This is a genomic window from Myxococcus qinghaiensis (assembly GCF_024198215.1).
GTDB classification, from domain to species: Bacteria; Myxococcota; Myxococcia; order Myxococcales; family Myxococcaceae; genus Myxococcus; species Myxococcus qinghaiensis.
Genome location: NZ_JAKCFA010000021.1, coordinates 111,258 through 135,430, shown reverse-complemented (window position 1 = coordinate 135,430; position 24,173 = coordinate 111,258). Strand labels below are relative to the sequence as shown.

General features: G+C 68.2%; 17 protein-coding genes. 8 read left to right on the top strand and 9 right to left on the bottom strand.

What is annotated here, in order from left to right; translation table 11 throughout:
• Positions 1-9: 9 nt before the first annotated feature.
• The 3 genes from LZ199_RS33320 to LZ199_RS33310 all read right to left on the bottom strand — a co-directional run bounded on the left by LZ199_RS33320 (position 10) and on the right by LZ199_RS33310 (position 5,035).
• Entirely contained in the window at positions 10-1,512 is a 1,503-nt protein-coding gene (locus LZ199_RS33320; RefSeq protein ID WP_253997787.1) for a sensor histidine kinase, read from the bottom strand.
• Between the two features lie 225 nt (positions 1,513-1,737).
• Positions 1,738-4,287 carry a response regulator gene (locus tag LZ199_RS33315; RefSeq protein ID WP_253997786.1) on the bottom strand — a complete coding sequence of 850 codons (2,550 nt, stop codon included), beginning with the start codon at positions 4,285-4,287 and terminating at the stop codon, positions 1,738-1,740.
• A gap of 1 nt (position 4,288) precedes the next feature.
• Entirely contained in the window at positions 4,289-5,035 is a 747-nt protein-coding gene (locus LZ199_RS33310; RefSeq protein ID WP_253997785.1) for a sensor histidine kinase, read from the bottom strand.
• A gap of 338 nt (positions 5,036-5,373) precedes the next feature.
• On the opposite strand from LZ199_RS33310, the gene LZ199_RS33305 reads away from it, so the two are divergent.
• Together LZ199_RS33305 and LZ199_RS33300 are read left to right on the top strand one after the other, a co-directional pair.
• A complete protein-coding gene (locus LZ199_RS33305; protein ID WP_253997784.1) occupies positions 5,374-5,814 on the top strand; it encodes a response regulator in 441 nt (146 codons plus the stop codon).
• Positions 5,811-8,465, top strand: coding sequence for a GAF domain-containing protein (locus tag LZ199_RS33300; protein WP_253997783.1), 2,655 nt, complete (start codon positions 5,811-5,813; stop codon positions 8,463-8,465). The genes LZ199_RS33305 and LZ199_RS33300 overlap by 4 nt, the downstream gene beginning before the upstream one ends.
• Positions 8,466-8,505: 40 nt before the next feature.
• Here the strand turns inward: LZ199_RS33300 and LZ199_RS33295 are convergent, their stop codons facing one another.
• On the bottom strand, positions 8,506-9,249 hold the full coding sequence (locus LZ199_RS33295; RefSeq protein WP_253997782.1) for an SDR family oxidoreductase: 744 nt from the start codon (positions 9,247-9,249) through the stop codon (positions 8,506-8,508).
• Between the two features lie 112 nt (positions 9,250-9,361).
• On the opposite strand from LZ199_RS33295, the gene LZ199_RS33290 reads away from it, so the two are divergent.
• The gene (locus LZ199_RS33290) at positions 9,362-10,267 is read left to right on the top strand and encodes an AraC family transcriptional regulator (RefSeq protein WP_253997781.1); all 906 of its coding nucleotides are present in this window, start codon (positions 9,362-9,364) and stop codon (positions 10,265-10,267) included.
• Positions 10,268-10,341: 74 nt separating this feature from the next.
• Here the strand turns inward: LZ199_RS33290 and LZ199_RS33285 are convergent, their stop codons facing one another.
• Both LZ199_RS33285 and LZ199_RS33280 read right to left on the bottom strand, forming a co-directional pair.
• Positions 10,342-11,814 (bottom strand): hypothetical protein, encoded by a 1,473-nt coding sequence (locus tag LZ199_RS33285; RefSeq protein ID WP_253997780.1) that lies wholly within the window; start codon positions 11,812-11,814, stop codon positions 10,342-10,344.
• A gap of 159 nt (positions 11,815-11,973) precedes the next feature.
• Positions 11,974-12,714 carry an AraC family transcriptional regulator gene (locus tag LZ199_RS33280; RefSeq protein ID WP_253997779.1) on the bottom strand — a complete coding sequence of 247 codons (741 nt, stop codon included), beginning with the start codon at positions 12,712-12,714 and terminating at the stop codon, positions 11,974-11,976.
• A gap of 103 nt (positions 12,715-12,817) precedes the next feature.
• Between LZ199_RS33280 and LZ199_RS33275 the strand changes: the two genes are divergently transcribed.
• The 3 genes from LZ199_RS33275 (at position 12,818) to LZ199_RS33265 (ending at position 20,160) form a co-directional block, all read left to right on the top strand.
• The gene (locus tag LZ199_RS33275) at positions 12,818-14,674 is read left to right on the top strand and encodes an AMP-dependent synthetase/ligase (protein WP_253997778.1); all 1,857 of its coding nucleotides are present in this window, start codon (positions 12,818-12,820) and stop codon (positions 14,672-14,674) included.
• 247 nt (positions 14,675-14,921) lie between these two features.
• Positions 14,922-16,934 carry an Ig-like domain-containing protein gene (locus tag LZ199_RS33270; protein ID WP_253997865.1) on the top strand — a complete coding sequence of 671 codons (2,013 nt, stop codon included), beginning with the start codon at positions 14,922-14,924 and terminating at the stop codon, positions 16,932-16,934.
• A gap of 277 nt (positions 16,935-17,211) precedes the next feature.
• Positions 17,212-20,160, top strand: coding sequence for a PQQ-dependent sugar dehydrogenase (locus LZ199_RS33265; RefSeq protein ID WP_253997777.1), 2,949 nt, complete (start codon positions 17,212-17,214; stop codon positions 20,158-20,160).
• A 60-nt stretch (positions 20,161-20,220) separates the two neighbouring features.
• Here LZ199_RS33265 and LZ199_RS46805 read toward each other — a convergent pair whose 3' ends face one another.
• Positions 20,221-20,961 (bottom strand): helix-turn-helix domain-containing protein, encoded by a 741-nt coding sequence (locus LZ199_RS46805; protein WP_323390048.1) that lies wholly within the window; start codon positions 20,959-20,961, stop codon positions 20,221-20,223.
• Between the two features lie 124 nt (positions 20,962-21,085).
• Here LZ199_RS46805 and LZ199_RS33255 point away from each other — a divergent pair, with 124 nt between their 5' ends.
• Both LZ199_RS33255 and LZ199_RS33250 read left to right on the top strand, forming a co-directional pair.
• Positions 21,086-21,868 (top strand): SDR family oxidoreductase, encoded by a 783-nt coding sequence (locus LZ199_RS33255; RefSeq protein WP_253997775.1) that lies wholly within the window; start codon positions 21,086-21,088, stop codon positions 21,866-21,868.
• A gap of 77 nt (positions 21,869-21,945) precedes the next feature.
• Complete coding sequence (locus LZ199_RS33250) at positions 21,946-22,980, top strand: DUF3592 domain-containing protein (RefSeq protein WP_253997774.1); 1,035 nt, start codon at positions 21,946-21,948, stop codon at positions 22,978-22,980.
• A gap of 41 nt (positions 22,981-23,021) precedes the next feature.
• On the opposite strand, the gene LZ199_RS33245 is transcribed toward LZ199_RS33250, so the two are convergent.
• Positions 23,022-23,276, bottom strand: a complete 255-nt coding sequence (locus LZ199_RS33245) for a hypothetical protein (RefSeq protein ID WP_253997773.1) — start codon at positions 23,274-23,276, stop codon at positions 23,022-23,024.
• A gap of 65 nt (positions 23,277-23,341) precedes the next feature.
• Positions 23,342-24,064 carry a TetR/AcrR family transcriptional regulator gene (locus tag LZ199_RS33240; RefSeq protein WP_253997772.1) on the bottom strand — a complete coding sequence of 241 codons (723 nt, stop codon included), beginning with the start codon at positions 24,062-24,064 and terminating at the stop codon, positions 23,342-23,344.
• Between the last annotated feature and the right edge of the window lie 109 nt (positions 24,065-24,173).

The following is a 24,173-nucleotide window of genomic DNA, read 5'->3' as shown; positions in this document are numbered from 1 at the left end:
GCGGCGACCTCACCCCAGGGCAGGACCTCGCTCACGCGGCAGGCGAATGGTGAAGGCCGCGCCGCCGCCCGGCCGATTGCGGGCGTTGATACTGCCTCCGTGAGCCACGACGATTTCGCGCGTGACGAAGAGCCCCAGTCCGAGGCCACCCGAGTGGTCGCTTGAACTGGCACGCTCGAAGCGGTCGAAGATGCGCGCGAGGGCTTCCGGCGGAATCCCGGGTCCACCGTCAATGAACTCCAGCACCACGTCGCTGCCCTCGCTGGCCAGCAGGATTTGCACGGGCGTCCCGGCCGCATACTTGAAGGCATTCGACAGCAGGTTCGTGATGACCTGCTCCACCCGCAGAGGGTCCCACGTCCCCGTCACTCCTGGCTCCAGGCGCGCGGATACCTCGCAGCCCGCGTTCATGGCGGAGGCCTGATGCCGCTCCAGGACCTCGCTCACCATCTTGGCCATATCCATGGGCTCGGGTTTCAGTTCGAGCCGCCCGGTGGACAGACGGGCCACGTCCATCAGGGTCTCCACCAGGGTGGAGAGCCGCGCGCTGCTCCGGGTCGCCCGCTCGAGGCTGGAGGCCACCTTCGGGTCCAACGCCCTCCCCCGCATGCTCTGCAAATGCAGATGCAGGGCGGTGATGGGCGTCTTCAGTTCATGTGAGGCGATGGAGAGGAACTCGTCGCGCAGCCGAACGGCCTCCTGGGCCTGCGCCAGGCGCCGCATCTCCTCTTCGGCGAGTTTGCGCTCGGTGAGGTCACGCGTCACCTTGGAGAAGCCACGCAGGACGCCCTGGGCGTCGCGCACCGCGGAGATGACCACGTCCGCCCAGAAGCGGGTGCCGTCCTTGCGCACCCGCCAGTTCTCCTCCTCGACGCGTCCCGCCCGCTCGGCCTCGGCCAGCAGGCGCGCTGGCATGTCGGCGTCGCGGGCCTCCGGCGGGTAGAACCGGGAGATGTGCTGGCCGATGATTTCGTCGGCGCGGTAGCCCTTGATGCGCTCGGCGCCGGTGTTCCACGTCTGCACCCGCCCCTGGGTGTCGAGCATGAAGATGGCGTAGTCCTTCACGCTGTCGACGAGCAGCCGGGAGCGCTCCTCACTCGCGCGAAGCTCATCTTCGGCGAGCTTGCGCTCGGTGAGGTCACGCGTCACCTTGGAGAAGCCACGCAGGACGCCCTGGGCGTCGCGCACCGCGGAGATGACCACGTCCGCCCAGAAGCGGGTGCCGTCCTTGCGCACCCGCCAGTTCTCCTCCTCGACGCGTCCCGCCCGCTCGGCCTCGGCCAGCAGGCGCGCTGGCATGTCGGCGTCGCGGGCCTCCGGCGGGTAGAACCGGGAGATGTGCTGGCCGATGATTTCGTCGGCGCGGTAGCCCTTGATGCGCTCGGCGCCGGTGTTCCACGTCTGCACCCGCCCCTGGGTATCGAGCATGAAGATGGCGTAGTCCTTCACGCTGTCGACGAGCAGCTGAAGCTGTTCCTCCGCCTCCACGGCGCGCAGCTCGACATGGTGCATGGGGGGTGGAGCAGTTCTTCCTGGCTCCACTTCCTGTGCGGTCTTCTGGTCCACGCTGGGTTTTCTAGAAGGGGGTATGTTCATGGAGTTCGAGCGACCCGTCTCTGGAACCGGGGGAAGGTTCCTGGATGTATACTCGCCAGGACTTCGGCAGCGGGCGGTTTCAGGCCTCCCCCCGTTCCCCAACGTGAAGTGCGGGGAAGCGCACGCTTGCCGGAGTGCCGCTCAGGCGGGAGTGCTTCGTACACGTTCACCCCACGGAGCCGTGCGTCCGGTCAGCGCGGCCAGCACGCCCACCAGCTCCGCGGGCTCGATGGGCTTGGCCACGTGCATCTGGAACCCCGCGAGCAGCGCCCGGGTGCGGTCCTCCATCCGCGCGAAGGCCGTCAGCGCGATGGCTGGCGTCTGCCCTCCTTGCTCCGGAGGCAACACACGCAGCCTGCGGATGAAGGAGTACCCATCCTCTCCAGGCATCCCAATGTCCGAGAGGACGACCTGGGGACGGAACTGCTGCAGCTTCTCCAGGCCCTCCCGGGCACTGGCCGCGGTGACGACCTGGGCCATGCGGCTCTCCAGCATGACGGCGAGCAGCTCCCGGGCATCGGGCTCATCGTCCACCACCAGCACCCGCAGCCCCTCCAGCACGGCGACGGGCAGGGGTGGCGCCTCCAGCCGCGCCGTCGTCTGGAGCGCGGGCACGCTTCCCCGGAGCTGTGTCGGCGTCGCCACCGGCAACTTCAGGCTGAAGCGCGCGCCCTGGCCCTCTCCCTCACTGAAGGCCTCCACGACGCCGCCATGCAGCTCCGCGAGGTGCCGCACGATGGCCAGTCCCAACCCCAGCCCACCGTGCTTCCGGGTGGAGCCGCCGTCGGCCTGCCAGAAGCGCTCGAAGATGTGCGTCAGGAAGGCCTTGGGGATGCCCTGGCCGTTGTCCCGCACCTCGATGACCACGGTCCCATCCACCCGTCGCAGGCTCACGGTGACCTGTCCGCCCCGGGCCGTGAACTTGATGGCATTGGAGAGCAGGTTCCAGACCATCTGCTGGAGTCGGTCCGAGTCACCGCTGATGGACCCCGTGTCCGGGTCCAGCTCGGCCTGCAGCGACACACCCTTCGTCTCCGCCGCATGGCGCACCGAATCCAGCGCCGCCTCGATGAGCTCGCGAGGATTCACCGGCCGGACCTCCAGGCGCAACTTGCCGGTGATGATTCGCGAGACGTCGAGGAGGTCCTCGATGAGCTGGGTCTGCACCATGGTGTTGCGCTCCACGGCCTCCAGCGCCCGGCCGTGTTTCTCCGGAGCCAGCTGCCCCGAGCGCAGCATCCGCGTCCAGCCCAGCATGGCCATCAGCGGGGTGCGCAGCTCGTGGGAGACGGCGGCGAGGAACTCGTCCTTCGCGCGGTTGGCCTGCTCGGCCACCATGTGCTCCGCCTTGGCCATCTCGAAGAGCCGGGCATTGTCGATGGCGATCTCCGCCCGACGCGCCAGCTCCTGCGCCAGCTCCAGGTCCCGCGAGGTGTAGCGGCGTCCGGACCGCGAGGCGCAGATCTGGAGGACGCCGAAGACCCGCCGCTGGGCCCACAAGGGAACCACCATCCATGAGCCCGGCCGGAGCTGCTCCGCGGACTCCAGCCTGTCCAGGGGGCCCAGCACCTCCTGGACCATCTCGTCGGTGGGCTCGGACACCAGCTCGGAGACCCCCGTGCGCAACACCCGGGCAGGGCCGCGGTCCGCCATGGCCAGGGGAGGCCAGGTCCGGTGCAGCTCGCGCAAGAGCGGCTCTCGCGAGGCCTCCGCGTGGGCGACCATCACCTGGCGGATGGGCCCGTCGTCCTCCTGGAGATGGACGGCACACCAATCCCCCAGCCGGGGGATGAGCAGCGTGGAGAGTCGCTCCAGCGTGACGGACATCTCCAGGGAGGCGGTCAGCAGGGCGCTCGCCTCCGCCATGAAGCTCAGGGTCTCCGAGGCGCGCTTCTGGTCATCGATGTCGGTGCACGTCCCCAGCCACTGGATGATGCGACCGTGGGCGTTGCGCAGCGGCAGCGCCTGGATGAGATGCCAGCGGAAGGTGGCATCCGCCTGGCGCCAGATGCGGCACTCGCTCTCGAACGCGGCGCCCGACTGGAGGCACTCCCGCCACCGGGCGACGCAGCCTGGGAGGTCCTCCGCGTGGAAGACGTCGGGCGGTGGCCGTCCCGCGTGCGCGCCGCCGGCCTGGGTGCCCAAGGCGCTCAGGCCGGTGTAGTCGTACCAGCGTCGGTTGAAGTAGTCGGGAACCCCGTCCGGTCCGGCCGTCCAGACAATCTGCGGCAGCGCCTCGGCGAGCGCCCGGTGCTGCTGCTCCGCCATGTGCAACCGCATGGCCTGCCGCAGGCTCTGCGCCAGGTGCTCGGCGGACAGCTTCGCCTTCGAGATGTAGTCACAGGCTCCCGCCTTCATCAGCTCGACGGCCGTCTGTTCACTCCCCTGCCCCGTGAGGACGATGATGGGCGAGTGAGGACCCATTCTTCCCAGCTCGCGAAGGACCCAGAGCCCGTCTTCTCCCGGCAGGTGGAAGTCCAGGAGGATGACGTCGAAGGACTGCGCCTTCAGGCACTCCAGGGCCTCGCGCCCGCTGGTGGCCTCCACCACCTCCGCGGCAAGCCCGCTCTTCGACAGGAGCCGCCGGACCATGAGCCGGTCCAGCTCGTCGTCGTCGACGAGCAGCAGCTTGAGCGTCTCATTCGCGTCCGGAACGTCCCCGGACCCGGGAGGAGCCGAGTCACCGCTCATGTCACTGCCTCCTCGCGGCAGGCCACGTGAAGTGGAAGGTGGCGCCGGTGCCCAGCTCCGACGCGACGCCCACCTGCCCCCCGCGACTCTCGACAATCTTCTTCACCACGCACAACCCCATTCCAGCACCCTCGACCTTGTCGCGGGCGACGAGCGTCTGGAACGGGCTCCAGATCTTCTCGTGATGCTGGGGCGCGATGCCCTGGCCATTGTCCGTCACCCGGAACTGCGGAACGCCCTGCACCTCCGCCACCTCGACCCGCACCTGGAGGTCGTCGCGGCGCGCATGCTTCGCGGCGTTGGAGAGGAGGTGCATCAGGACCTTCTGGAGCGGAAGGCGCTCGGTGGTGAGGATGGGCATCCCCGGACCAAGGTCGAGCCGGGCCGGACTCCCGGCGGTGAGCTGCGCCATCAACGCCTGAATCAAGGCACCGACGTCCACCGGCTCGGGTGCGTGGTGCCCGCGCGTCGCGCGGCTGTATTCAAGCAGGCCGTCGAGCAGGGTCTCCAGCCGTTGCACGCGCCCGCGCAGCAGCCCGAACTGTCGGCGCGACTCGCCGCCGAGCTGGGGCTCCAGGTCCTCCTCGAGCCACTGGGCCAGGTTGGAGATTCCCCTCAAGGGGGCCTTGAGGTCGTGGCTGGCCACATAGGCGAATTGCTCAAGGTCGGCATTGTTCCGCTGCAACGCTTCGCGGAGGGCTTGGACTTCCGCGAGGAGCTGGTCCTTCGACTTCTGGGAGTCATCCATGAAGAGATATCTGGCGGGCGCAGGCCTCGGTGCCTCACCGCGATACAGCCATCACGCGACGGCACTCAAGTAAAGGCATGGGATGCAGGGGGCTTCGCGGGTTTCGTGCGAGGCACTGGTTGAGTCGTGAACAATGGCTCGAGAGCCCCCTCGGAGTACGGCCCCCCGGAGGCGCTCGCCGCCCCTGGTCAACCGGCAGCCGAGCAGGCACCCGCTCCACCTGTCAGGAAGGGAACAGACGTTTCAAGACATTGCCAGGGGCGAAACGGCGGACGATAGAAGAGCGGCCTTCGTGATCCCTCCGCGAGGCGCGCCCCCCGCAAGCTCAACAGGACTGGATGAACTCACCCATGGTCGGCGACAAGAACGACAAGACCTTGAACATCCTCCTTATTGAAGATGATGAGGTGGACGTGATGAACGTCCGCAGGGCCTTCCAGAAGAACCACATCGCCAACCCGCTCTACGTGGCGTCCAACGGGCTCGAGGGGCTGGAGGCGCTGCGCAACGGGACGGTTCCCGACGGGCGCCGGCTGGTGCTGCTCGACCTCAACCTGCCGAAGATGAACGGCATCGAGTTCCTGCGGGCCCTGCGCGCGGACCCGGAGCTGCGTGCGACGTCGGTGGTGGTGCTGACCACGTCGGCCAACGAGCGCGACAAGATTGACGCCTACAACCTCAATGTCGCGGGCTACCTGCTCAAGCCGGTGACGTTCATCAGCTTCGTGGAGGTGATGGCCACGCTCAACAAGTACTGGACCCTGGTGGAGATGCCTTGAGCCACCACCGCGCCACGGTAGCGCTCTCCCTCGACGCCCCCTTCCTCGCGGGGGATGGAGAGATGGCCCGCCGGATGCGGGAGTTCGACTGGGCGAGCTGCCCGGTGGGCCCCGTGGAACAGTGGCCGCAGAGCCTGCGCACGGCGGTCAGCATCTGCCTGGCCTCGCGCCATCCCATCGAAATCTGGTGGGGGCCCGAGTACGCGCGGCTCTACAACGACGCCTATCGCCCCATCCTGGGCGTGCACAAGCACCCGCAGTTCCTGGGCCGCCCCGGGCGCGAGTGCTGGGGGGAGATCTGGGACGTCATCGGCCCGATGCTCGACGGGGTGCGCGCCACCGGAAAGGCGACCTGGTCGGAAGACTTCCCGTTGATGATGACGCGCAACGGGTACCTGGAAGAGACCTACTTCACGTTCTCCTACGCGCCCCTCTGGAATGAGGACGGGAGTGTCGGGGGCATCTTCTGTGCCTGCGCCGAGACGACGTCGCGGCTGTTGAGCGAGCGGCGCCTCCGGCTCCTGCGCGCCCTGGGGGCTCAGACGGCCGCGGCGCCTACCGCCACCGTGGAGGAGTCCTGCGCGCAGTCGATGCGGACGCTCTCCACGGGGCCGCAGGACGTGGCCTTCGCGCTGATGTACCTGCTCTCGCCCGACGAAACGGAGGCACACCTCGCGACCACCCTGGGCCTCGCGGCGGGTGGACCGGCGAGCCCCGCGCGAATCGGACTTGGGGAGGGGGAAGACAGCATCTGGCCCTTCGCCGAGGTCGTCCGCACGCAGCGCCCCGTGCGTGTGGCCTGGGCCGAGCCGCTCGGCCCCTGGCCCGGGGGTGGGTGGCCGGAGCCGGCCCGGGAGGCCATGGTGCACCCGCTGTTCCGCTCAGGAGAGAACTCGCTCCAGGGCTTCGTCGTGATGGGCGTCAGCCCGCGCCGCCTGCTGGATGACGCCTACCGGGACTTCTTCGACCTCGCGGCCGGTCACATCGCGACCACCCTCTCGAGCGCGCGGGTCTACGAAGAGGCCCGTGCGAACACGCGACATGCGCAGCTCGGAGCGGACATCGGCGCGGCGCTGACAAGCCTGGCCTCGCTGCACGAGCAGCTCCGGCGTTGCTGTGAAGCGCTCGTGACACACGTGGACGCGGCCTCCGCCCGCATCTGGGTGCTCGACCCGGGGCGGGCCACGCTCGAGCTCCAGGCGAGTGTCGGGCTTGATACCCCTTTGGAGGGCGCACCTGGCCAGGTGCCGGTCGGCGTCCAGGAGATTGCCCAGACGCGCGAGCCGCACCTCACGAATGACGTGCTGAACGACCCGCGCCTGGGCGACCCTGCCTGGGCGGCCCGGGAGGGGATGCAGTCCTTCGCCGGGCACCCGCTCATCGTCGACGGCAAACTGACGGGCGTGCTGGCGCTGTTCTCGAAGAAGGCGCTCGCCCCGGAGACGATGGTCGCCCTGGCCTCCGTGGCCAACTCCATCTCGGTCGGCATCGAGCGCAAGCGTGTCGAGGACGAGCGCACGCTGCTCCTCGCCCGGGAGCAGGCCGCGCTCGCGGAGGCCGAGCGGCAGCGGTCGCGCCTGGAGTCGCTGTTCATGCAGGCCCCCGCGGGCATCTGCGTCATGCGTGGGCGCGACCATGTCTTCGAGTTCGCGAATCCGCGGTACGTCCAGCTCATCGGAGATCGCGACATCGCGGACAAGCCCTTGCGGGAGGCGATGCCCGAGCTGCGCGAGCAGGTCGTGCCGTTGCTCGACCGGGTGTACCTCACCGGAGAGCCGTTCTTCGGGAACGAGTTGCAGGTCCCGCTCCTGCGCCAGGGCGTCATCCAGGACTGCTTCTTCAACTTCATCTACCAGCCCATCTATGACTCTTCTGGAACGGTCGAGGGCATCGCGGTGGTCGCCTTCGAGGTGACCGACCAGGTCCGTGCCCGCCAGCGCGCGGAGCGGCTCAGCCAGGAGCTGGAGGTCACCAACCAGGACCTGGACCAGTTCGCCTACGTCGCGTCGCACGACCTGAAGGCCCCCCTGCGGGGCATCTCGAGCCTGTCCGAGTGGATAGAAGAGGGGCTCGCGGACACGATGACCGAGGAGACGCGGGGGCAGATGCGCCTCCTGCGAGGACGCGTCCACCGGATGGAGGCGCTCATCAACGGCATCCTGAGCTATTCGCGCGTCAGCCGGATTCGCGAGAAGCTGGAGACGGTGGACGTGAGGGTGCTGCTGATGGAGAGCCGCGACCTCCTCGCGCCCCCCGCCGAAGCGACCATCATCATCGGCACGGGGATGCCCACGCTCCAGGCGGAGCGGGTGCCGCTCCAGCAGGTGTTCCTGAACCTGATGAGCAACGCCCTCAAGCACGCGGGAAGGACGGACGCGCGCGTCGAGGTCGCCTGCGCCGACGCGGGGGCCTTCCACGACTTCACGGTGAAGGACAACGGCCCTGGAATCGACCCCCAGTTCCACGAGCGCATCTGGGGCATCTTCCAGACGCTGGAAGCGCGCGACAAGGTCGAGGGAACGGGGATTGGCCTCTCGGTGGTCAAGAAGATCGTCGAGACGCGAGGCGGGCGCGTGGCTTTGGAGTCCACGCCGGGCACCGGGGCGACGTTCCACGTCTACTGGCCCAAGCGGCCCCGGGTGTTCGAGTAGCCCCCGCCCGCGCGAGCTGACACACCTGCGTTGCGCTCGCTCACGCCGACCGAGCGAGCGCGACCGCGTCGGGCCCCGCTGGGAAGCGGAGCGTCCCTGACGTGTCGTTCGCGGCGAGCCAGACGCCCTCTGCCACGTCGGACTCGCGCGTCACCGCGGCCGGCTGCCCGAAGGCGGCGAAGATGCGCTGCGCGAAAGGCGCATACGGCTCGGGGAACAGCCCTTCCATGCGAGCGCCGCCGTTGCTCGTGAAGCGGGTGTTCGGGCAATAGCCCGGCTCCACGAGCTTCACCCGCAGGTTGAAGGCCTCCAGTTCGAACGCGAGCGACGCCGTGAACCCCTCGATGGCCACCTTGCTCGCGGTGTACACGGCCACCAGCGGCATCGGCGCCAGCGTCGCGCTGGACGTCACGTTCACGACCACGCCCGACCCGCGGGCTCGAAACTGGGGCAGCACCGCCTGCGTCATCGCCATCACCCCGAAGACGTTCGTCTCGAATACGTCACGCACCGTGGCCATCGGCGTGGCCTCGAACGCCCCCATCAGCCCGAGGCCCGCGTTGTTGACGAGCACGTCGATGGGGCCGCTCGCCTCCAGCGCCGCGGCGATGCTCTCGGGCTTCGTCACGTCGAGCGGCACTACGCGCAGCCGGTCCGAACGGGGGAGGACGTCCTCGCGCGGCGTTCGCATCGTCGCGACCACGCTCCAGCCCTTCTCGTGGAAGTAGCGCGCGGTCTCGAGTCCATAGCCAGAGGAACACCCCGTGATGAGCACCGTCTTCATGTCGACTCCTTGGTGGGCCGCGATTCGCGCGGCGTCGATGGTCTCAAGGTACGTGCCACCGACAGGACTCTCCACCACGTGGGGTCCACATTTCTTTTGCTAGAGTCCAGCCATGACCGACCCTCTCTCGGAAGTCATCGCGCTGCTCCAGCCACGAGCCGTCTTCTCGAAGGGCATCAGCGGAGCGGGGCGCTGGGGGGTGCGCTACTCGGACTTTGGCCAGCCGAGCTTCTGCGCCGTGCTCGAAGGGCGCTGCCGACTCGCTGTCGACGGCCAGCCCGCCCTCACGCTCGCGGCGGGCGACTTCGTCCTCATGCCGGCGACGCCGGGCTTCACCATGTCTGGCTTCGAGCCGGTGGCACCCCAGCGCATCGACCCCAAGGTGACGCCCTCTCCGAAGGGCGAGGTGCGGCACGGCACGCGTGGCGGTCCTCCTGACGTGCGCCTGCTCGGTGGCTATTTCGTCTTCGACTCGCCTGACGCGGACCTGATGGTGTCGTTGCTCCCGGCCCTGGTGCACGTGCGCGGCGTGGAGCGACTCTCGGTGCTGGTCCGGCTCGTCGGCGACGAGACGAGCGAGCAGCGCTCGGGCCGAGACCTCGTGCTCACGCGGCTCGTGGAGCTGCTGCTCATCGAGGCGCTGCGGTCGACCTCCAGCGACGACGCGCCTCCGGGGCTCCTGCGAGGCCTGGCCGATGCGCGGCTCGCCCCCGCGATACGGCAGATGCACGGACACCTCACGCGGCCGTGGACGGTGGCTCAGCTCGCGAAGAGCGCGGCGCTTTCGCGCTCGGCATTCTTCGACCGCTTCACGCGCACCGTGGGGCTGCCTCCCATGGAGTACCTGCTGGACTGGCGGATGGCCGTCGCGAGGGGGCTGCTTCGCCGCGGGGAGCTCGCCGTCTCCGAGGTCGCCGAGCGCGTCGGGTACAGCTCGTCGAGCACCTTCAGCACCGCGTTCAGCCGACACGTGGGCCAGTCTCCGGGCCGCTATGCGCGGGCGAGCCAGGCGGCCTGACGCGTCTCTCGGAGCCGAGTCACGGGGCGGCCCGGCTGTGTCAGCCCGGGCCGCTCCCCTATCGCCGAGACGTCTCAGGGCGTGGTGAAGAAGGCGCTCAGGGCATCCGCCTGCCGTCTGGGCAGGGAATACAGGGTGGCGCCCACGCGACTGAGGTCGAAGTGAGGAGCATCGATGGCCGTCACCCGTAGATAGTGGATGGACCCCGCCAACAGCAGCCCCGGGGGCAGCCGAACCTGGGTGAGCGAACCCGGGACATAGACGTAGCCCATGGGGCTCAGCGAGATGCCGTTCCGACGGAAGACATAAACCCGATAGGCGGAAGGGGTTCCCAGGGTCGGCGCCTGCCAGGCGACGACGGGGGTGAGCGAGCCCACCTGCAGAGAGCTGGTGGCATCCACTCCGTCCAGGGTCAGTGCCCGGGGTGGAGAGACGCGCGGCTGCACGGGCCCGGCGACCAGGTCCTCCAGTCGCTCATGCGTGAGCATCACCCCGTACAGTCCAGACCTGAGCCCAGAACCATCGGGTATCAGCGCGGAGACCCGGAACTGATACTGGGCATAACCCACCATCCCCCAACTGGAAGGGTATGGGTTGCCGTACGTGAGCGGGCGCGTGAGGTCGAACGCGCTGCCCGAGGGAAGCGTGAGGGAGAGCACCTCTCCCACGTTGCCCAGCCAGCCATGGCTGAGACCAAACGCGGAGGGGAAGACGTAGAACGAGGGCGTGGACCGCGTGGCCGCGGGGTGGACCGCCGAGGCAAGGCCGGCATACGCGGACAGGCGCCAGTCCAGGGTGAACGCCGTCTGGGACACCGGCTGCAGCGCGCCGGTGACGGACAGCGGCGTCGTGCCGTCCGGCGTGTAGTCGAAGGCAGGCATCTCCACGCTGCGCACCACGGTGCTGTACCCCAGCGCGCCGCCACCCGGCAGGGTGCCCGCGTCGAGCTGGCTGAGCTGGTTCACGTACATCCGGTCCCCCTTGGCCGCCTCGAAGACGGGCGTCCCACCGGTGGCGTTCCACACGTCGGCCTGGTTCGTGACGAGGCTCGTCTGCCCGGCGGGCACGGCGTCGTAGAGGGTCAGGAAGGTGCTGAGGTCCACCTGCCCGGAGGAGAGCTGCAGGCTCGAGCCGGGCTCCGTGGCTTGCTGGTTTGGCATCCACGGGGCGAGGTTCGTCACGTTGATGTCGAGGGGCAGGATGAACTCGGGAGTGAAGACGGTGTCCGCCCGGCCCACGTCATGCGAGTCGACCTCCACCACGCGCGCGTCCGTGACGGTGTAGGTGGAGTTGGCCCTGAGGTAGTACTGGCCCGGGGGCACGCCCGTGAACAGCAAGCCGCCGTCCGGGGCAGCCGAGCCGGTGATGTGTGTGAATGTCGAGCCGTTGGGGACGAGGATCTCCACGCTGCTGGCCGACAGGTTCTTCGGCACCGCGGTGATTCCCCCCGCGGTGTGGAAGTACGAGGAGCCCGTCACGAGCACCGTGCCTCCGTCCGTGGTCAGCCCCGAGGTGAGCGGCGGGCCCAGTCCTGACGCTGGTGACACATCCCTCTCTCCATCCGCGCATCCCAACCACGCAGCGCACACGGGCGCGAGAAGCAAGAAGAAGCAGCGCAATCGCATGGGGCCCCCTTCGGTATGTGAAACAGCGCGCCAGCATACCGCCAGGGCTTCCGCTGGCGGTAGCCGGACGCATCGCTCGAGTCAGCGATGGGCCTCGGAGCCTGATGCGTCGAAGACGGTGCCCGTGAGGCCCTGGGTGAAGACCTTCGAGGGGGGCAAGCCGAACATCCCCCGAAACAGTCGGGAGAAGTGGGCCGAATCATAGAAGCCCGTGGCGTGCGCGACCTCCGTGAGGCTTCGTCCGCTGAGCGCGAGCGCGGTGGCCGCCTGCATCCGGTGCCAGGCGCGAAATGCGCCCATCGGGACGCCGACCTGTTCCTTGAATCGGTGCTCGACAAGAGAAGTGGAGGCCCCCACCCGCTGCGCAAGCATCACCGCATCAGAGGGTTCGTCGTCGGGTGACGTCAGAAGCGAAGCGACGCGAGCGATGCGTGCGTCGACCGTCAGCGGACAAGGTCCCAGGTTCAGGGCGTTCTGGAAGAGCTCGGTCCAGGGCTCGGGCTTTCGCGCGGCAAGGGCTGTTTCGACTGCCGCGCGCAACACGCCTGCATCGACCCGACGGCTGAGTCCCGCGCCGGGCTCCAGGAACAGCACGGCCGCCCGGCCGCCCTGAAAGTCGAGCGCATGCCACTGCCAGCCCCGCACGAAGGCGGCGTGGTGGTGTTCGACGCGGCCGTCGCCATCGACGAGCTCGAACGCATCATCGAGCCCCACGAGAACGGCGTTGGCGGCGAACCGATGCTTGGGCAACGCCGGGAAGCGGCCGACGTAGAGAGACCTTCCTCCGCCCAGCAACAAGTGGCTCTGCATCTGCAGAATCATACAAGCGAGGACCTGACGCCGCACCTAGCCTGCCGCGTTGAATCCCGCCGCTCCCCTGCCCCAGCCCGTACCGATGACGCTTCGTCGGATTCGAGGAGGCCTCATGGCCGATGAACACCCGTCCCTCCCCCAGATGATTCTCGACCGGGCGCGCGCGTCGCCGCATCGCGTCGCATTCCGTGTGCGACGAGACGACACCTATGTCGACATCCCCTGGTCGGAAGTCCCCCCGCGCATCGAAGCCATCGCCGCGGGGTTGTTGAGCGCCGGGCCGGTGGACGATGGCGCGTGCATCACCATCGTCGGCAACACCTCCATGGAGTCGTGTCTCGTCGACTTCGCGGCCCTGAGCGTCGGTCTCAAGACGGTCCCCGTCTACGCGAGCCTCCTGCCGGAAGAAGTGGGCTACATGCACGTGGACACCGAGGCACAGCTCATCGTCGTGGACGACGGGAGCCAACTCGACAAGGTGCGAGCCTTTCGAAAGGGCTTCACGTTCTTCGAGAGGCGCTATTCGCCGTCCGAGCTCGCCGCCCGAGCGAAGGTGGTGGTCATCCATCCGGCCGGTCTCGCGCCCGCGGACGATTGGGAGAGCCTGGAGAGCCTGGAGGCTCGTGGGCGTGCCCGACGAGCAGCGTTGGAGCACGAGCTGCGTCGAAGAGCCTCGCTGATTCGACGCGAGCACGTCGCGACCTTCACCTACACCTCGGGGACCACTGGGGCACCGAAGGCGGTGATTCAAACCCACGACAACATGCTGGCGATGCTCGAAGACGTCGCCGACGCGGGACTGTTGGATGACACCGTGCTCAAGCACGGCTTGTTTCTCTTCCTCCCCGCTGCGCACTCCTTCGGGCGGATGGTGGAGTTCGCGGGTCCCTTCTTCGGCGCGCCCGTGGTGATGTCGTCGGTGCCCACGCTGGCGGCGGACCTCCTCGCCTCGCGACCCGGCTTCTTCCCGGCGGCGCCGCGTGTCTTCGAGAAGATGATGGCGAAAATCACCAGCGCCATCGAGAGCGAGAAAGGGTTGCGGCGCTGGGTCCTGGAGTGGGCCCTGGGCGTGGGTCGCCAGGTCGCGTCCCGTGTCGCCGCAGGCGATTCGCCGCCGCTGTGGCTGACGGCTCAGCGCGGACTGGCGGACCGCCTGGTGTTGGCGAAGCTGCGCGCGCGCCTGGGCCTGGACAACGCCTCCGTTCTTCTCTCGGGCGCCGCGGCGCTTCGCGGAGATGTCCAGCTGTTCTTCCTCTCGTTGGGCCTGACCATCCTGGACGCCTACGGACTGACGGAGACGTGCCCTGGGTTGACCGTCAATCGCAAGGGGAACGTGCGTCCAGGCACTGTCGGACGTCCCTTCAAGCGCTGTGAGCTCAAAGTCGGGCCGGATGGTGAGCTCCTGGCTCGTGGGCCGAACATCTCCCGGGGGTATTTGAATCGCCCGGAGGCAACGGCGGAAGCCTTCGATGACGACGGGTGGTTCCGGACAGGAGACCTGGGCTCCATTGATTCGGAGGGGTTCGTTCGGATTACCGGGCGGAAGAAGGAGCTGCTCAAGACGAGCGGCGGAAAGTATGTCGCGCCGCTGAAGATAGAGGCGCAGCTCAAGCGACACCCGCTCGTCCAGGAGGCGGTCGTCATCGGCGATGCGCGAAACTACTGTACGGCCTTGTTCGCGCTCGACACGGAGATACTCGCCGGGGTGGCTCGACGCGAGGGCATTCCCGCGGACCCCGCGCACCCTCGAATCGACACCGTCCTGCGGACCCTGGTCACCGAGACAAATTCGAACCTGGCGTCCTTCGAGCGCATCAAGGAGTTCCGGGTGGCACCCGGTCCGTTCACGGTGGAGGGTGGCGAACTCACGGCGTCGCTGAAGGTCAAACGCCACGCGGTCGTCCGGAAACACGCGGCGTTGATTGAGTCGATGTACGAAGAGCGGTGTCCTCAAAGGCAAGCGGACTGAATGCTGGCATTCCCGTCTGGCAAGACAGCGGGAAGCCGAGGGCGGGTCACTCCTGAACCCTCCCCTCGGCGGTGACACCCGCACGAAGGGCATGGCAGTCTTCCGCACAGGGTCCGGGAGGGGCGAATCGTCACCCTTCGCGAGCCTGCTTCAGGTGTTTGCCCTGTTGGCAGGTGCGCCCCGTACTCCTGAACAATCCCCGTGAGGAACCATGCCTCAAACACACGCATCACGAAGCAGGCGCCTTGTGTCCTTCCCTCTTCCGGAGATCATCCCCTGCCTCCTCCTGCTTCTGGTTGCATGTGGTCCTCAATCCACCCTGGGCGAGGCCGACGTCGGCGTCTCGATTCAGTCGCTCTCCGCCTCGGAGGTGGCCAAGGTCACCCTGACGGTGAGCGCCTCCGACATCTCCCCCAGCATCGTGCAGGACTTGCAGAAAACCGGGGGCACGTTCCGTGGCATCATCGGGAGCATCCCAACGGGGACCCATCGTACGTTTCAGGCACAGGCCTTCGATTCTTCAAACACGCTGCTCTACGAAGGGCAGGCCACCGACATCACCGTCACCGCGGGTGACACAGCCTTGGTGGTGCTCGTGCTCCAGCAGAGCACCGCGCCAACGCCTTATCTGAACAACGTCCCCCGCCTCACCGGGCTCAGCACCTCGACCTCCCATGCAAGACCAGGCCAATCGGTCGCGCTCACTGTCACGGCGACCGACGCGGACGGCCACCCCCTTGCCTACGCCTGGACGGCGACGGGAGGAACCTTCACCCAGGCAACCACGGCGAGCCCGACCTGGAACGCCCCCGCCGCCGAGGGCACGTACTCGCTGAGCGTGAGCGTGACGGATGGCCAGGGCGGGCAGACGGGCATCTCCCTGAAGATCGCCGTGGTGAGCACCCGGGGGACGGCGAACACTTCGGTCTCATTCAATGCCTGGCCGGCGGTGTCCCAGGTGACGGGCAGCCCGCTGGGCCAGGTGGCCCCTGGCGGCGTCGTGAACCTGGACGTGACGGCGGTGGAGCCAGACGGTGATTCGCTCACCTATGCCTGGGAGGATGATTGTGGTGGCGGCTTCAGCAGCCTGACCGTGACGAATCCGGCCTGGACGGCCCCTGCCTCGGCCCCCACGAGCGGAGTGTGTCAGGTGAGGGTGACGGTCAGCGATGGGCGGGGTGGGAGCACGACGGGACGGTTGGGCATCGGCGTGGGGCTGCCCCCCATCCCCAACGCGGCGCCGGTCATCGACCAGACCTTCCAATCGCACAACGTCGTCTCGACCGGGGACACGGTGAGCCTGAGTGTCAACGCACATGACCCCGAGAACACGGCCCTCACCTTCGCGTGGAGCGCGAGCACGGGAACCCTGGGCACTCCCGTCAACAGCGCATCGCGGAGTGAAGTCGTCTGGACGGCTCCGGCTCCGGCCAGCGCCATTGCCATCACCCTGGTGATTCAGGATGCGGAAGGACAGCAGACAACGCACGTCTTCACGGTCGTCTTCACGGCTCAACTCTGTGTCAAGGCCGTCACCTCCTACCTGAAGAAAGCCAATCCTTATGGCGCACCGCTTTCCATTGCCTACGCCATGGCGGGCGGAGCAGGAGGCGGGGCGGGTCCCAACTTCTCGAGCGCGGATGGCGCCAGGATGTCGGGAACCTTCACGTTGGGCGCCGGCACTCTGGAGGTGTTCGTCGGCGGAGGGGGCGGAGGGGGTGAGTATTACAGCGGCAGTGCCGGAGCCGGCGGGGCTGGCTACTACGGGGGCGGCGGAGGGGGGCAGATGGGAGGAGGAGGAGGCAGCGGCGGTGGCGGTGGGAGCAGCGCGATCCTCAGCGAAGGGCAGCTCATCAGCGTCGCGGCGGGAGGAGTGGGTGGTGGCCTGGGTAGCGCGGGTCACGGAGGGAGCCACACGGGAGGGGCCGCGGGGACGAACAACTACAATGCCAATCCCACCGCCGGCACCTTGGGCGCTGGCGGGCAGAACTCCATGAGCAGAGGAGGCACGGGCCTCAACGGTGGCACCGGAACCGGGGCGGGCGGCGGTGGTGGTTATGGTGGGGGCGGAGGCTCGGGGGCGTCGTCAGGAGGCTCCGCGGGAGGCAACGGTGGCGGGTCCCCAGAGACGATGGGACTCGGTGCCAACACCTGGTCGGGCGCCACGACTCTTCCTGCCGCGGCCGGCGCGAGCAGGCCCATGGGCGGCAATGCCGGTCTGGTCATCCTGACGTACCGTGCGCCAACCTGTGAGCTGTGACCGCCGCATCGTCCGGAGGAGCGGCCAGCCGAGCGCCGCTTCGAAGATGCACTCCAGCGTGCCTCGTTCTTTTCTGCCTCAGGTTCAAGCATCCAGCAGCACACGACGCGCGCGGTAGGTCAAAGTAAGCGCACCCGCGCCTCTCTGGCTTCACCTCGCGCTTCTGCTCCCGGTGAACAGGCTTTCAAGGTAAACCCCGAAAGCACCATCAGCGCTCACCGCAGTCCATGGGCCGCGTGAGCCTGTTCAACCGGGAGAAGCCGCGATGCAATCACAGATGAGAACGAGTGTCCGAGCGTGGTGTCCCATTCCGCGCATCGTCGTGTGCGCGGTCCTCTCCCTCGTCGTGGGCTGCTCGATGGAGGCGACACCGGAGCCCTCCGAGCTCGCGGTCTCTCGCGCGGGCGCGGTCATCCAAGACGCCAACTTCGCCGACTCTGTCTTCGTGGGCGGTCTCCAGGGGCCGACCACCATGACCTTCGCGCCTGACGGGCGCCTGTTCGTCTCGGAGAAGAGCGGCTCGCTGCGCATCGTCGCGAACGGCCAGCTCCTGCCCACGCCCTTCATGACGCTCGCTGTGGACACCGGCAACGAGCGTGGGTTGATGGGCGTCGCGTTCGACCCCAACTTCGAGAACAACCACTATTTGTATGTCTATTACACGTCGGTCGCCGGCAGCATCCACAACCGGGTCAGCCGCTTCACCGCCAACGGCAATGTGGTCGTCCCCGGCAGCGAGCTGGTGATTGCCGACCTTCCCACGCTCGACGCCGCCAACCACAACGGCGGCGCGGTCCGCTTCGGACTCGACGGCAAGCTCTACGTCTCGGTCGGCGAAAACGCGGTCTCCTCCAACTCGCAGAGCCTGACCACTCCGCTCGGGAAGATGCTGCGCTTCAACCCGGACGGCACCATTCCCACCGACAACCCGTTCTATGCAACGGCCACCGGACTCGCGAAGGCGACCTGGGCGATGGGACTGCGAAACCCCTTCACCTTCGACGTCCAGCCCGGCACCGGGATGATGTTCATCAACGACGTGGGTGAAGGCGGCTGGGAGGAGATCAACCGGGGCGTGGCCGGCGCCAACTATGGCTGGCCGATGACCGAGGGCTACTTCACCAACCGCCCGGGGCTCACGCAGCCCTTCTTCGCGTACCCGCATGGCACGGGCAACGCCAATGGCAACTGCATCGCGGGCGGAGCCTTCTACAACCCGCCGGTCTCCGCGTTTCCCAGCGCGTACGTCGGTCAGTACTTCTACGCGGACTACACCAACGATTGGATTTCGCGCATCAACCCGAACACCGGTGCGACGTCGCTGTTCGCGACGACTGTCCCAGGCCCCGTGGACCTGGATGTCGGGCCCGACGGCGCGCTCTACTACCTGGCGCGCGGCTCGGGCCAGGTGGGTCGCATCGCCTACACGGCTTCACTGCCGCCGACCATCGCGCAGCAACCGGCGAGCACGCTGGTCTCGGTCGGCACGCCGGCGACCTTCACGGTGTCGGCGAGCGGTGAGCCGCCCCTCACCTACCGGTGGCAGCGCAACGGCGTGGACATCGCCGGGGCGACCTCGACGAGCTACGTGCTCACCTCCGCGCAGCTCGCCGACAGCGGCGCGCGCTTCCGGGCAGTCGTGACCAACGGGCTCGGCTCGGCCACCAGCACCGAGGCGGTGCTGACGGTGACGACCAACAGACCGCCAGTGGCCACGATTGCGACGCCGGCCGCGGGCGCGACCTACACAGCCTCCACCCCCCTGCTCTTCTCCGGCTCGGCCAGCGACCTGGAGGACGGCGCGCTGCCGGCGAGCGCGCTGACCTGGAACATCACCTTCCATCACGACACCCACACCCATCCCGCCATGACTGACACCACCGGCATCGCGAGCGGGAGCTGGCCCATCCCCAACATCGGCGAGAGCTCGGCCAACGTCTGGTATCGCGTGCGGCTCACGGTGCGCGACTCGATTGGCCTCACCCACACGACATATCGCGATGTCTTCCCGGTCACCGTGCCGCTCAGGGTGACGAGCGTGCCGAGCGGGCTGCAGGTGCTGATGGACGGGCGGCCCTTCGCCGCGCCGCATGACACGACGGGCGTGGTCGGCGTCGTGCGCTCGGTGGGCGTCGACTCGCCGCAGTACGCGAACGGGAAGTTCTGGTCGTTCTCGTCGTGGTCGGACGGCGGCGCGCAAAACCATGACTTCACCACCCCCGCCAGCGCGGCCACCTACACGGCCACGTTCGTCGAGACCTCGGGCGGGAGCTGCTACCAGATTCAAAGCGAGCGCAGCGACAAGTGGCTCACCGTCGACGTCGCGGGCAAGGTCGTCGCCAGCAGCACGACGCAGGCCGGAGGACAGGTCTTCCAGCTCGTTCCCAACGGCACCCGCTACAAGCTCAAGGGCTCCGGCGACGCGTTCCTGACGGTGGTGACCAACCAGCTCGCGATGAGCGCCAACTTCGCCAGCGGGGAGTCCTTCACCCAGATTCCCTGCGGTTATGGCGGGCGCACGCGGGTCGGCTTCCAGGCTTCGACGGGGAGCGCGCCCCATTGGAAGGAGACCACGGCGGACGGGCCCATCCAGAGCGGTGACGGCGGCAACGGCGGCGCCTGCAGCCCGACCGATGCGGGAGCCTGGGAGGGCTTCTACCTCGAACCGGTGACCTGCCCGGGCGGCGGCACCAGCCCCGTGTGCGGCAACGGCACCGTCGAGAGCGGCGAGCAGTGCGACGATGGCAACACCCAGCCGGGTGATGGCTGCGATGCGACGTGCCGCATCGAGACCAGCGCCGCGGGCTGCTTCCGCATCCAGAGTGAGCGCAGCGACAAGTGGCTCACCGTCGACGGCGCGGGCAAGGTGGCCGCCATCAGCACGACCCAGGCGGGTGGAGCGGTGTTCGAGCTCGTCACGAGCGGCACGAAGTACAAGCTCAAGGGCGCGAGCGGCGCGTACCTGGCGGTTGTCACCGACCAGCTCACCTTGAACGCCACGCTCGGCACGGCGGAGTCGTTCACCCGCCACGAGTGCGGGGTCCACGGCGGCCGCAACCGCCATGGCTTCGAAGCGACGACGGGCACCGCGCGCAACTGGAAGGAGAACACCCTTGGCGCTCCCATCCAGAGCGGAAGTGGCGGCAACGGGGGCATCTGCAATCCCGCCGACGCTGGCTCGTGGGAGGGCTTCTACCTGGAGCCCGCGACCTGCCCGGGTGCGTGACGGACCTGAGTCATGACTCGCGGCCGGGCCATCAGGGTCCGGCCGCGGGTGGGACGGGTGTCACTGCACGGAGCGCGCGAACTGTCCCGGTGTGAGCCCGATGAGCTCCCTGAAGTCGGCGATGAGGTGCGACTGGTCGTAGTAGCCCGCCTCCGCGGCGATGCGGCCCCAGTCCTTCGAGGTCTCCGCCATCCGCACGGCGCGCCGCAGGCGAACGCTCCGCGCGAAGTCCTTGGGCCCGATGCCGATGCTCTCCGTGAAGGCGCGTCGAAGATGCCGCGCGGTGACGCCCAGCCGCGCCGCCACGCTCTCCACTCGAACTTCGTCTGCTTCGAGCAGGCGAACCGCGCGGCGAGCGAGCCGTGCCGAGGCCGGTTCGAAGCCCTGACGGGTGCGAAGGGCCACCGCATGGGAGAGCCGGTCAAGCACCTCCGGCAGACTTCGCGCCGCGAGGAGCTCGTGGCCGAGCTCTCTGCCCGAGCGGCCCCAGAGGTCTTCCAGCGGGACGATGCGGTCCGTCAGCGCGCTCGCTCCCACGCCCAGGAGCGGAGCAGACCAGCCGGGCTTGAACTGAAGGATGACCGCGCGCGTGCCACCGGTGACATTCTTGAAGTGCGCCCGCGTTCGCGGGCCCGCGACGCACACATCCCCTCTCCGCCCCTCCTCGAGCACTCGAATGACCAGGGTGGTTCTCCCGTCAGGCAGCCGTGCGAAGTGACTGGCGCGGCCAGCGACTGGCGCGACAACGCGAGCGTCCTCGACGAAGCGTGAAAGAGAGAACGTCGAGGCGGTAGTGTCCATCGTGAGCGGCACCCTCGTACTCTCGCGCGGCCCCCTCGGCCGTTCAAGCCGGGGCGCGGGAAGACGGGTGAAGATGTCCGGTCCTTCCAATCCGAGGACGGCGGTGGCGGGTACAAGGGACAGCATGAGCCATCGAGATTTCGCGGACCGCGTCGTGGTTGTCACTGGAGCGAGCGGAGGTGTCGGAGCCGCCGTTGCCGAGGAACTCGCCCGCCGTGGCGCATCAGTCGTACTGGCCGCGCGCCGCGCCGGTCCCCTCGAAGAAGTGGCCAGGCGCTGTGGAGACCTGGCCCACGCCGTCGTCGCCGACGTGACGAAGCGCGACGACGTGCGGCGCATCTTCGACGAGGCCATCTCGAAGTTCGGCCGCGTCGACATCTGGATCAACAACGTGGGTCGAGGCATCGGCCGCCCCCTGCTCGAAATCACCGACGACGACGTCGACGCGATGATTCGCGACAACATGAAGTCGGTGCTCTACGGCATGCAGGTCGTGACGCCGCATCTCCAGGAGCGCGGCACGGGCGCCATCGTGAACGTGTCGTCGCTGCTGGGCCGCACCCCGCTCCCTTCGCGCGCCGCCTACGCCGCGGCCAAGGCGGCGATGATGTCGCTCTCCGAGGCGTTCCGCATCGAGCTGGCGGGCTCGCACCCCCACCTCCGCGTGGTGGTCGTCTACCCCGGGCGAATCACGACCGACTTCGGCCAGAACGCGCTGGGTCAGCGAATGATGGACAGCGGGAAGCTCCCCGCCGAGGTCCTCGCGGCCATCGGCGGCGCGCCCCAGACTGCGGAGGAGGTCGCTCGCGTGGTGTGCGACGCGGCCCTGAACAGCCGAGGGGACGTCTATACGCAGCCGGACGCTTTCGCTCGCGTGCGGGAGTACCTGGAGAAGCAGCCGGGTTGAAACTGCATCCGCGTTACGTGGTCGTGAGGCGACGACGGCCTTCCCCGCGTTCCGGCGTATCGCTGTAGACTGAGGCCATGCTTTCTCGCCTGGGCTCGTTCTTCTTCTTCCTCGTGTTCGTGTTGCCGTGGGTGGGCATGACGGTGGCGGCGGACTACTTCGCCGCCTCCAACCTGGTGCGCCAGGCACAGACGGCGAGCTGGCCCTCCGTGCAGGGCACCATCACCCGGAGCGAGGTGGTGGAGGAGCGCAAGAACAAGTCCACCCATTACGGCCTGAAGCTGGCCTATGCCTACTCCGTCGACGGGCAGCTCCACGAGGGCAGCAAGGTCCAATCCACCCAGTCGATGTCGGGGGACCGCGGGTTCGCGGAGAAGCGGCTGGCGCGCTACCCCGTCGGGACCCGCGTTCCCGTGTACTACCAGCCCGGTCAGCCCTCGGAGGCGATACTGGAGCCGGGCCTGGACAGCTCGGAGCTGTTCCTGTTCATGCTCCTGATACCCTTCAACCTGATAGCGCTCTGGCTGGGCTTCGGCGTGGTGAGTTCCTGGAGGGCGGAGCCGCCGCTCTTGTCCACCTTCGCCTGGGAGGACGGCAGCGAGTGCGTGACGCTCGAAGGGCCGTGGACGGGTATCTTGGTGTCCCTGGTCCTGTTTGGCTCCGCCGTGGTGTGCTTCCTGCTCACGGCGGGCACCATGGGCCTCGACGCACCCCTGCCCGTGGGCGTGGGGGCCTGGGCCGTCGTCATCGCCTGTGGGGTGTACGCCTGGCGGTGGTCGCGCGCGCGAGTGAAGTCCGGGTACTACGACCTGCGCCTCAACGCCCGGACTCGAAGCCTCTCCCTGCCGCCCTACCTCCAACGGAAGCACCGGCTCGATGTGCGGTGGCGCGACGTGCTGTCACTCCGCGTCGACCCCCAGCTTCGCAAGCCCTCGGAGAAGGAGGTGGGCAGCTACCAGCTCACACTCGATTTCTCCACCGACGAGGGCGAGGCGCGCCAGGCAGCCATCACCAGCTTCACCCGCCAGGACCAGGCCGACGCGCTGGCGCACTGGCTGCGAAAACACCTCAAGGTGGGCGAGGCCGCTCCGGAAGAGCAGCGCTCCGCCTGAGACTCACCACCCGTTCGCAATCACATTCAAGGAACCCCGGGTCAGGGATTCTTCTTGAGGAGGTAGCGGAGGACCGAGGTGAGGCCGGAGAAGCGGAACGAGGGGTCGATGAATTTTTCGAGGACGTAGAAGGCGAAGTAGTAGGCGCGGCAGGAAGCCCAGATGGCGAGGAGGAGCAGCACCAGGGTGCGCCAGTCTGGCAATTCCATGAGGATGAGCGCCGACGCCACCAGGCCGATGAGGACGAAGAGGACGGCCTTGACCCACATCCAGCGGTGCGATTGCAGGTCGCGCATGCGCGAAAGCTATCCCAGGCCCTTGCCTTGACGAAGCAGGAGCGTCCGCAGCCCCGCGCCCTTCGTCACTCGGCGTCAGCGATGCGCTCGAGCAGCTCGCTCAACAGCAGGCTCTCGCCTTTCGAGAGCACACGGAGCCGGGCGACGGACGCACGCAGGGCCGTGGCCACCGCGCGGACCTCCGCGTTCGCCGGTGTCGCTGCCTCGCTCGTTATCGCGGCCACGGCCGCCTCGCGCGCGGCGTCGGCGAGCCCCAGGTCGCGCTTGCCTTCGGGCTGAGACAGGAGCGTGAGCACGGCCCCGGTGCCCATCGCCGACACGAGGCCGACTGCCCGCTCCTCACTGACGCGCAGCCTGCCCGCGAGCGCGATGTTCCGGATGCGGCGCCGCAGGACAGCCTCCCCGTCGCCCTGGGCGGGCGAGTGCGACGACAACTGGGGGTCGCTGCTCATGAGCGCGAACAGTCCGGGATGGCTGAGACCGAACGCGACGTGCATGTCCCAGCCGTCGCGAAAGTCCTGGAGCGGGTCCGGGTGCGGCCTGCGCTTGGATTTCTCCGACACGTAGCGCTTCATCACGTGCTCGATGACGGCCGCCAGGAGGCCGCGCTTGTCTCCGAAGAGCCGGTACAGCGTCGGAGCCTGCACTCCCGCGGCGGAGGCCACGGCCCGCGTGGTCGCGGCCTCAGGCCCTCCGGAGGAGATGAGCTCGGCGGCGGCCTCGATGATGCGAGCCCGCACCTCGGAGCCATCCGCGTCTTCGGCGACGAACTTCTCGCGGTCCTTCATGGGAGGGAGATAGCACACAGCCCCGAAGCACCGATAATGCCGAGTTGATATCGCCGCTAACGGCCTCTATGTTATCCATGGAAACGGAAATTTGTTTCCGCCGGCAACG

Coding starts and splice junctions, on each gene's coding strand:
- LZ199_RS33320 (WP_253997787.1), bottom strand. CDS start 1,512: ATGCACCATGTCGAGCTGCGCGCCGTGGAGGCGGAGGAACAGCTTCAG.
- LZ199_RS33240 (WP_253997772.1), bottom strand. CDS start 24,064: ATGAAGGACCGCGAGAAGTTCGTCGCCGAAGACGCGGATGGCTCCGAG.
- LZ199_RS33255 (WP_253997775.1), top strand. CDS start 21,086: ATGAGCCATCGAGATTTCGCGGACCGCGTCGTGGTTGTCACTGGAGCG.
- LZ199_RS33315 (WP_253997786.1), bottom strand. CDS start 4,287: ATGAGCGGTGACTCGGCTCCTCCCGGGTCCGGGGACGTTCCGGACGCG.
- LZ199_RS33275 (WP_253997778.1), top strand. CDS start 12,818: ATGGCCGATGAACACCCGTCCCTCCCCCAGATGATTCTCGACCGGGCG.
- LZ199_RS33290 (WP_253997781.1), top strand. CDS start 9,362: ATGACCGACCCTCTCTCGGAAGTCATCGCGCTGCTCCAGCCACGAGCC.
- LZ199_RS33295 (WP_253997782.1), bottom strand. CDS start 9,249: ATGAAGACGGTGCTCATCACGGGGTGTTCCTCTGGCTATGGACTCGAG.
- LZ199_RS33305 (WP_253997784.1), top strand. CDS start 5,374: ATGAACTCACCCATGGTCGGCGACAAGAACGACAAGACCTTGAACATC.
- LZ199_RS33310 (WP_253997785.1), bottom strand. CDS start 5,035: ATGGATGACTCCCAGAAGTCGAAGGACCAGCTCCTCGCGGAAGTCCAA.
- LZ199_RS33265 (WP_253997777.1), top strand. CDS start 17,212: ATGAGAACGAGTGTCCGAGCGTGGTGTCCCATTCCGCGCATCGTCGTG.
- LZ199_RS33280 (WP_253997779.1), bottom strand. CDS start 12,714: ATGATTCTGCAGATGCAGAGCCACTTGTTGCTGGGCGGAGGAAGGTCT.
- LZ199_RS33245 (WP_253997773.1), bottom strand. CDS start 23,276: ATGCGCGACCTGCAATCGCACCGCTGGATGTGGGTCAAGGCCGTCCTC.
- LZ199_RS46805 (WP_323390048.1), bottom strand. CDS start 20,961: ATGGACACTACCGCCTCGACGTTCTCTCTTTCACGCTTCGTCGAGGAC.
- LZ199_RS33250 (WP_253997774.1), top strand. CDS start 21,946: ATGCTTTCTCGCCTGGGCTCGTTCTTCTTCTTCCTCGTGTTCGTGTTG.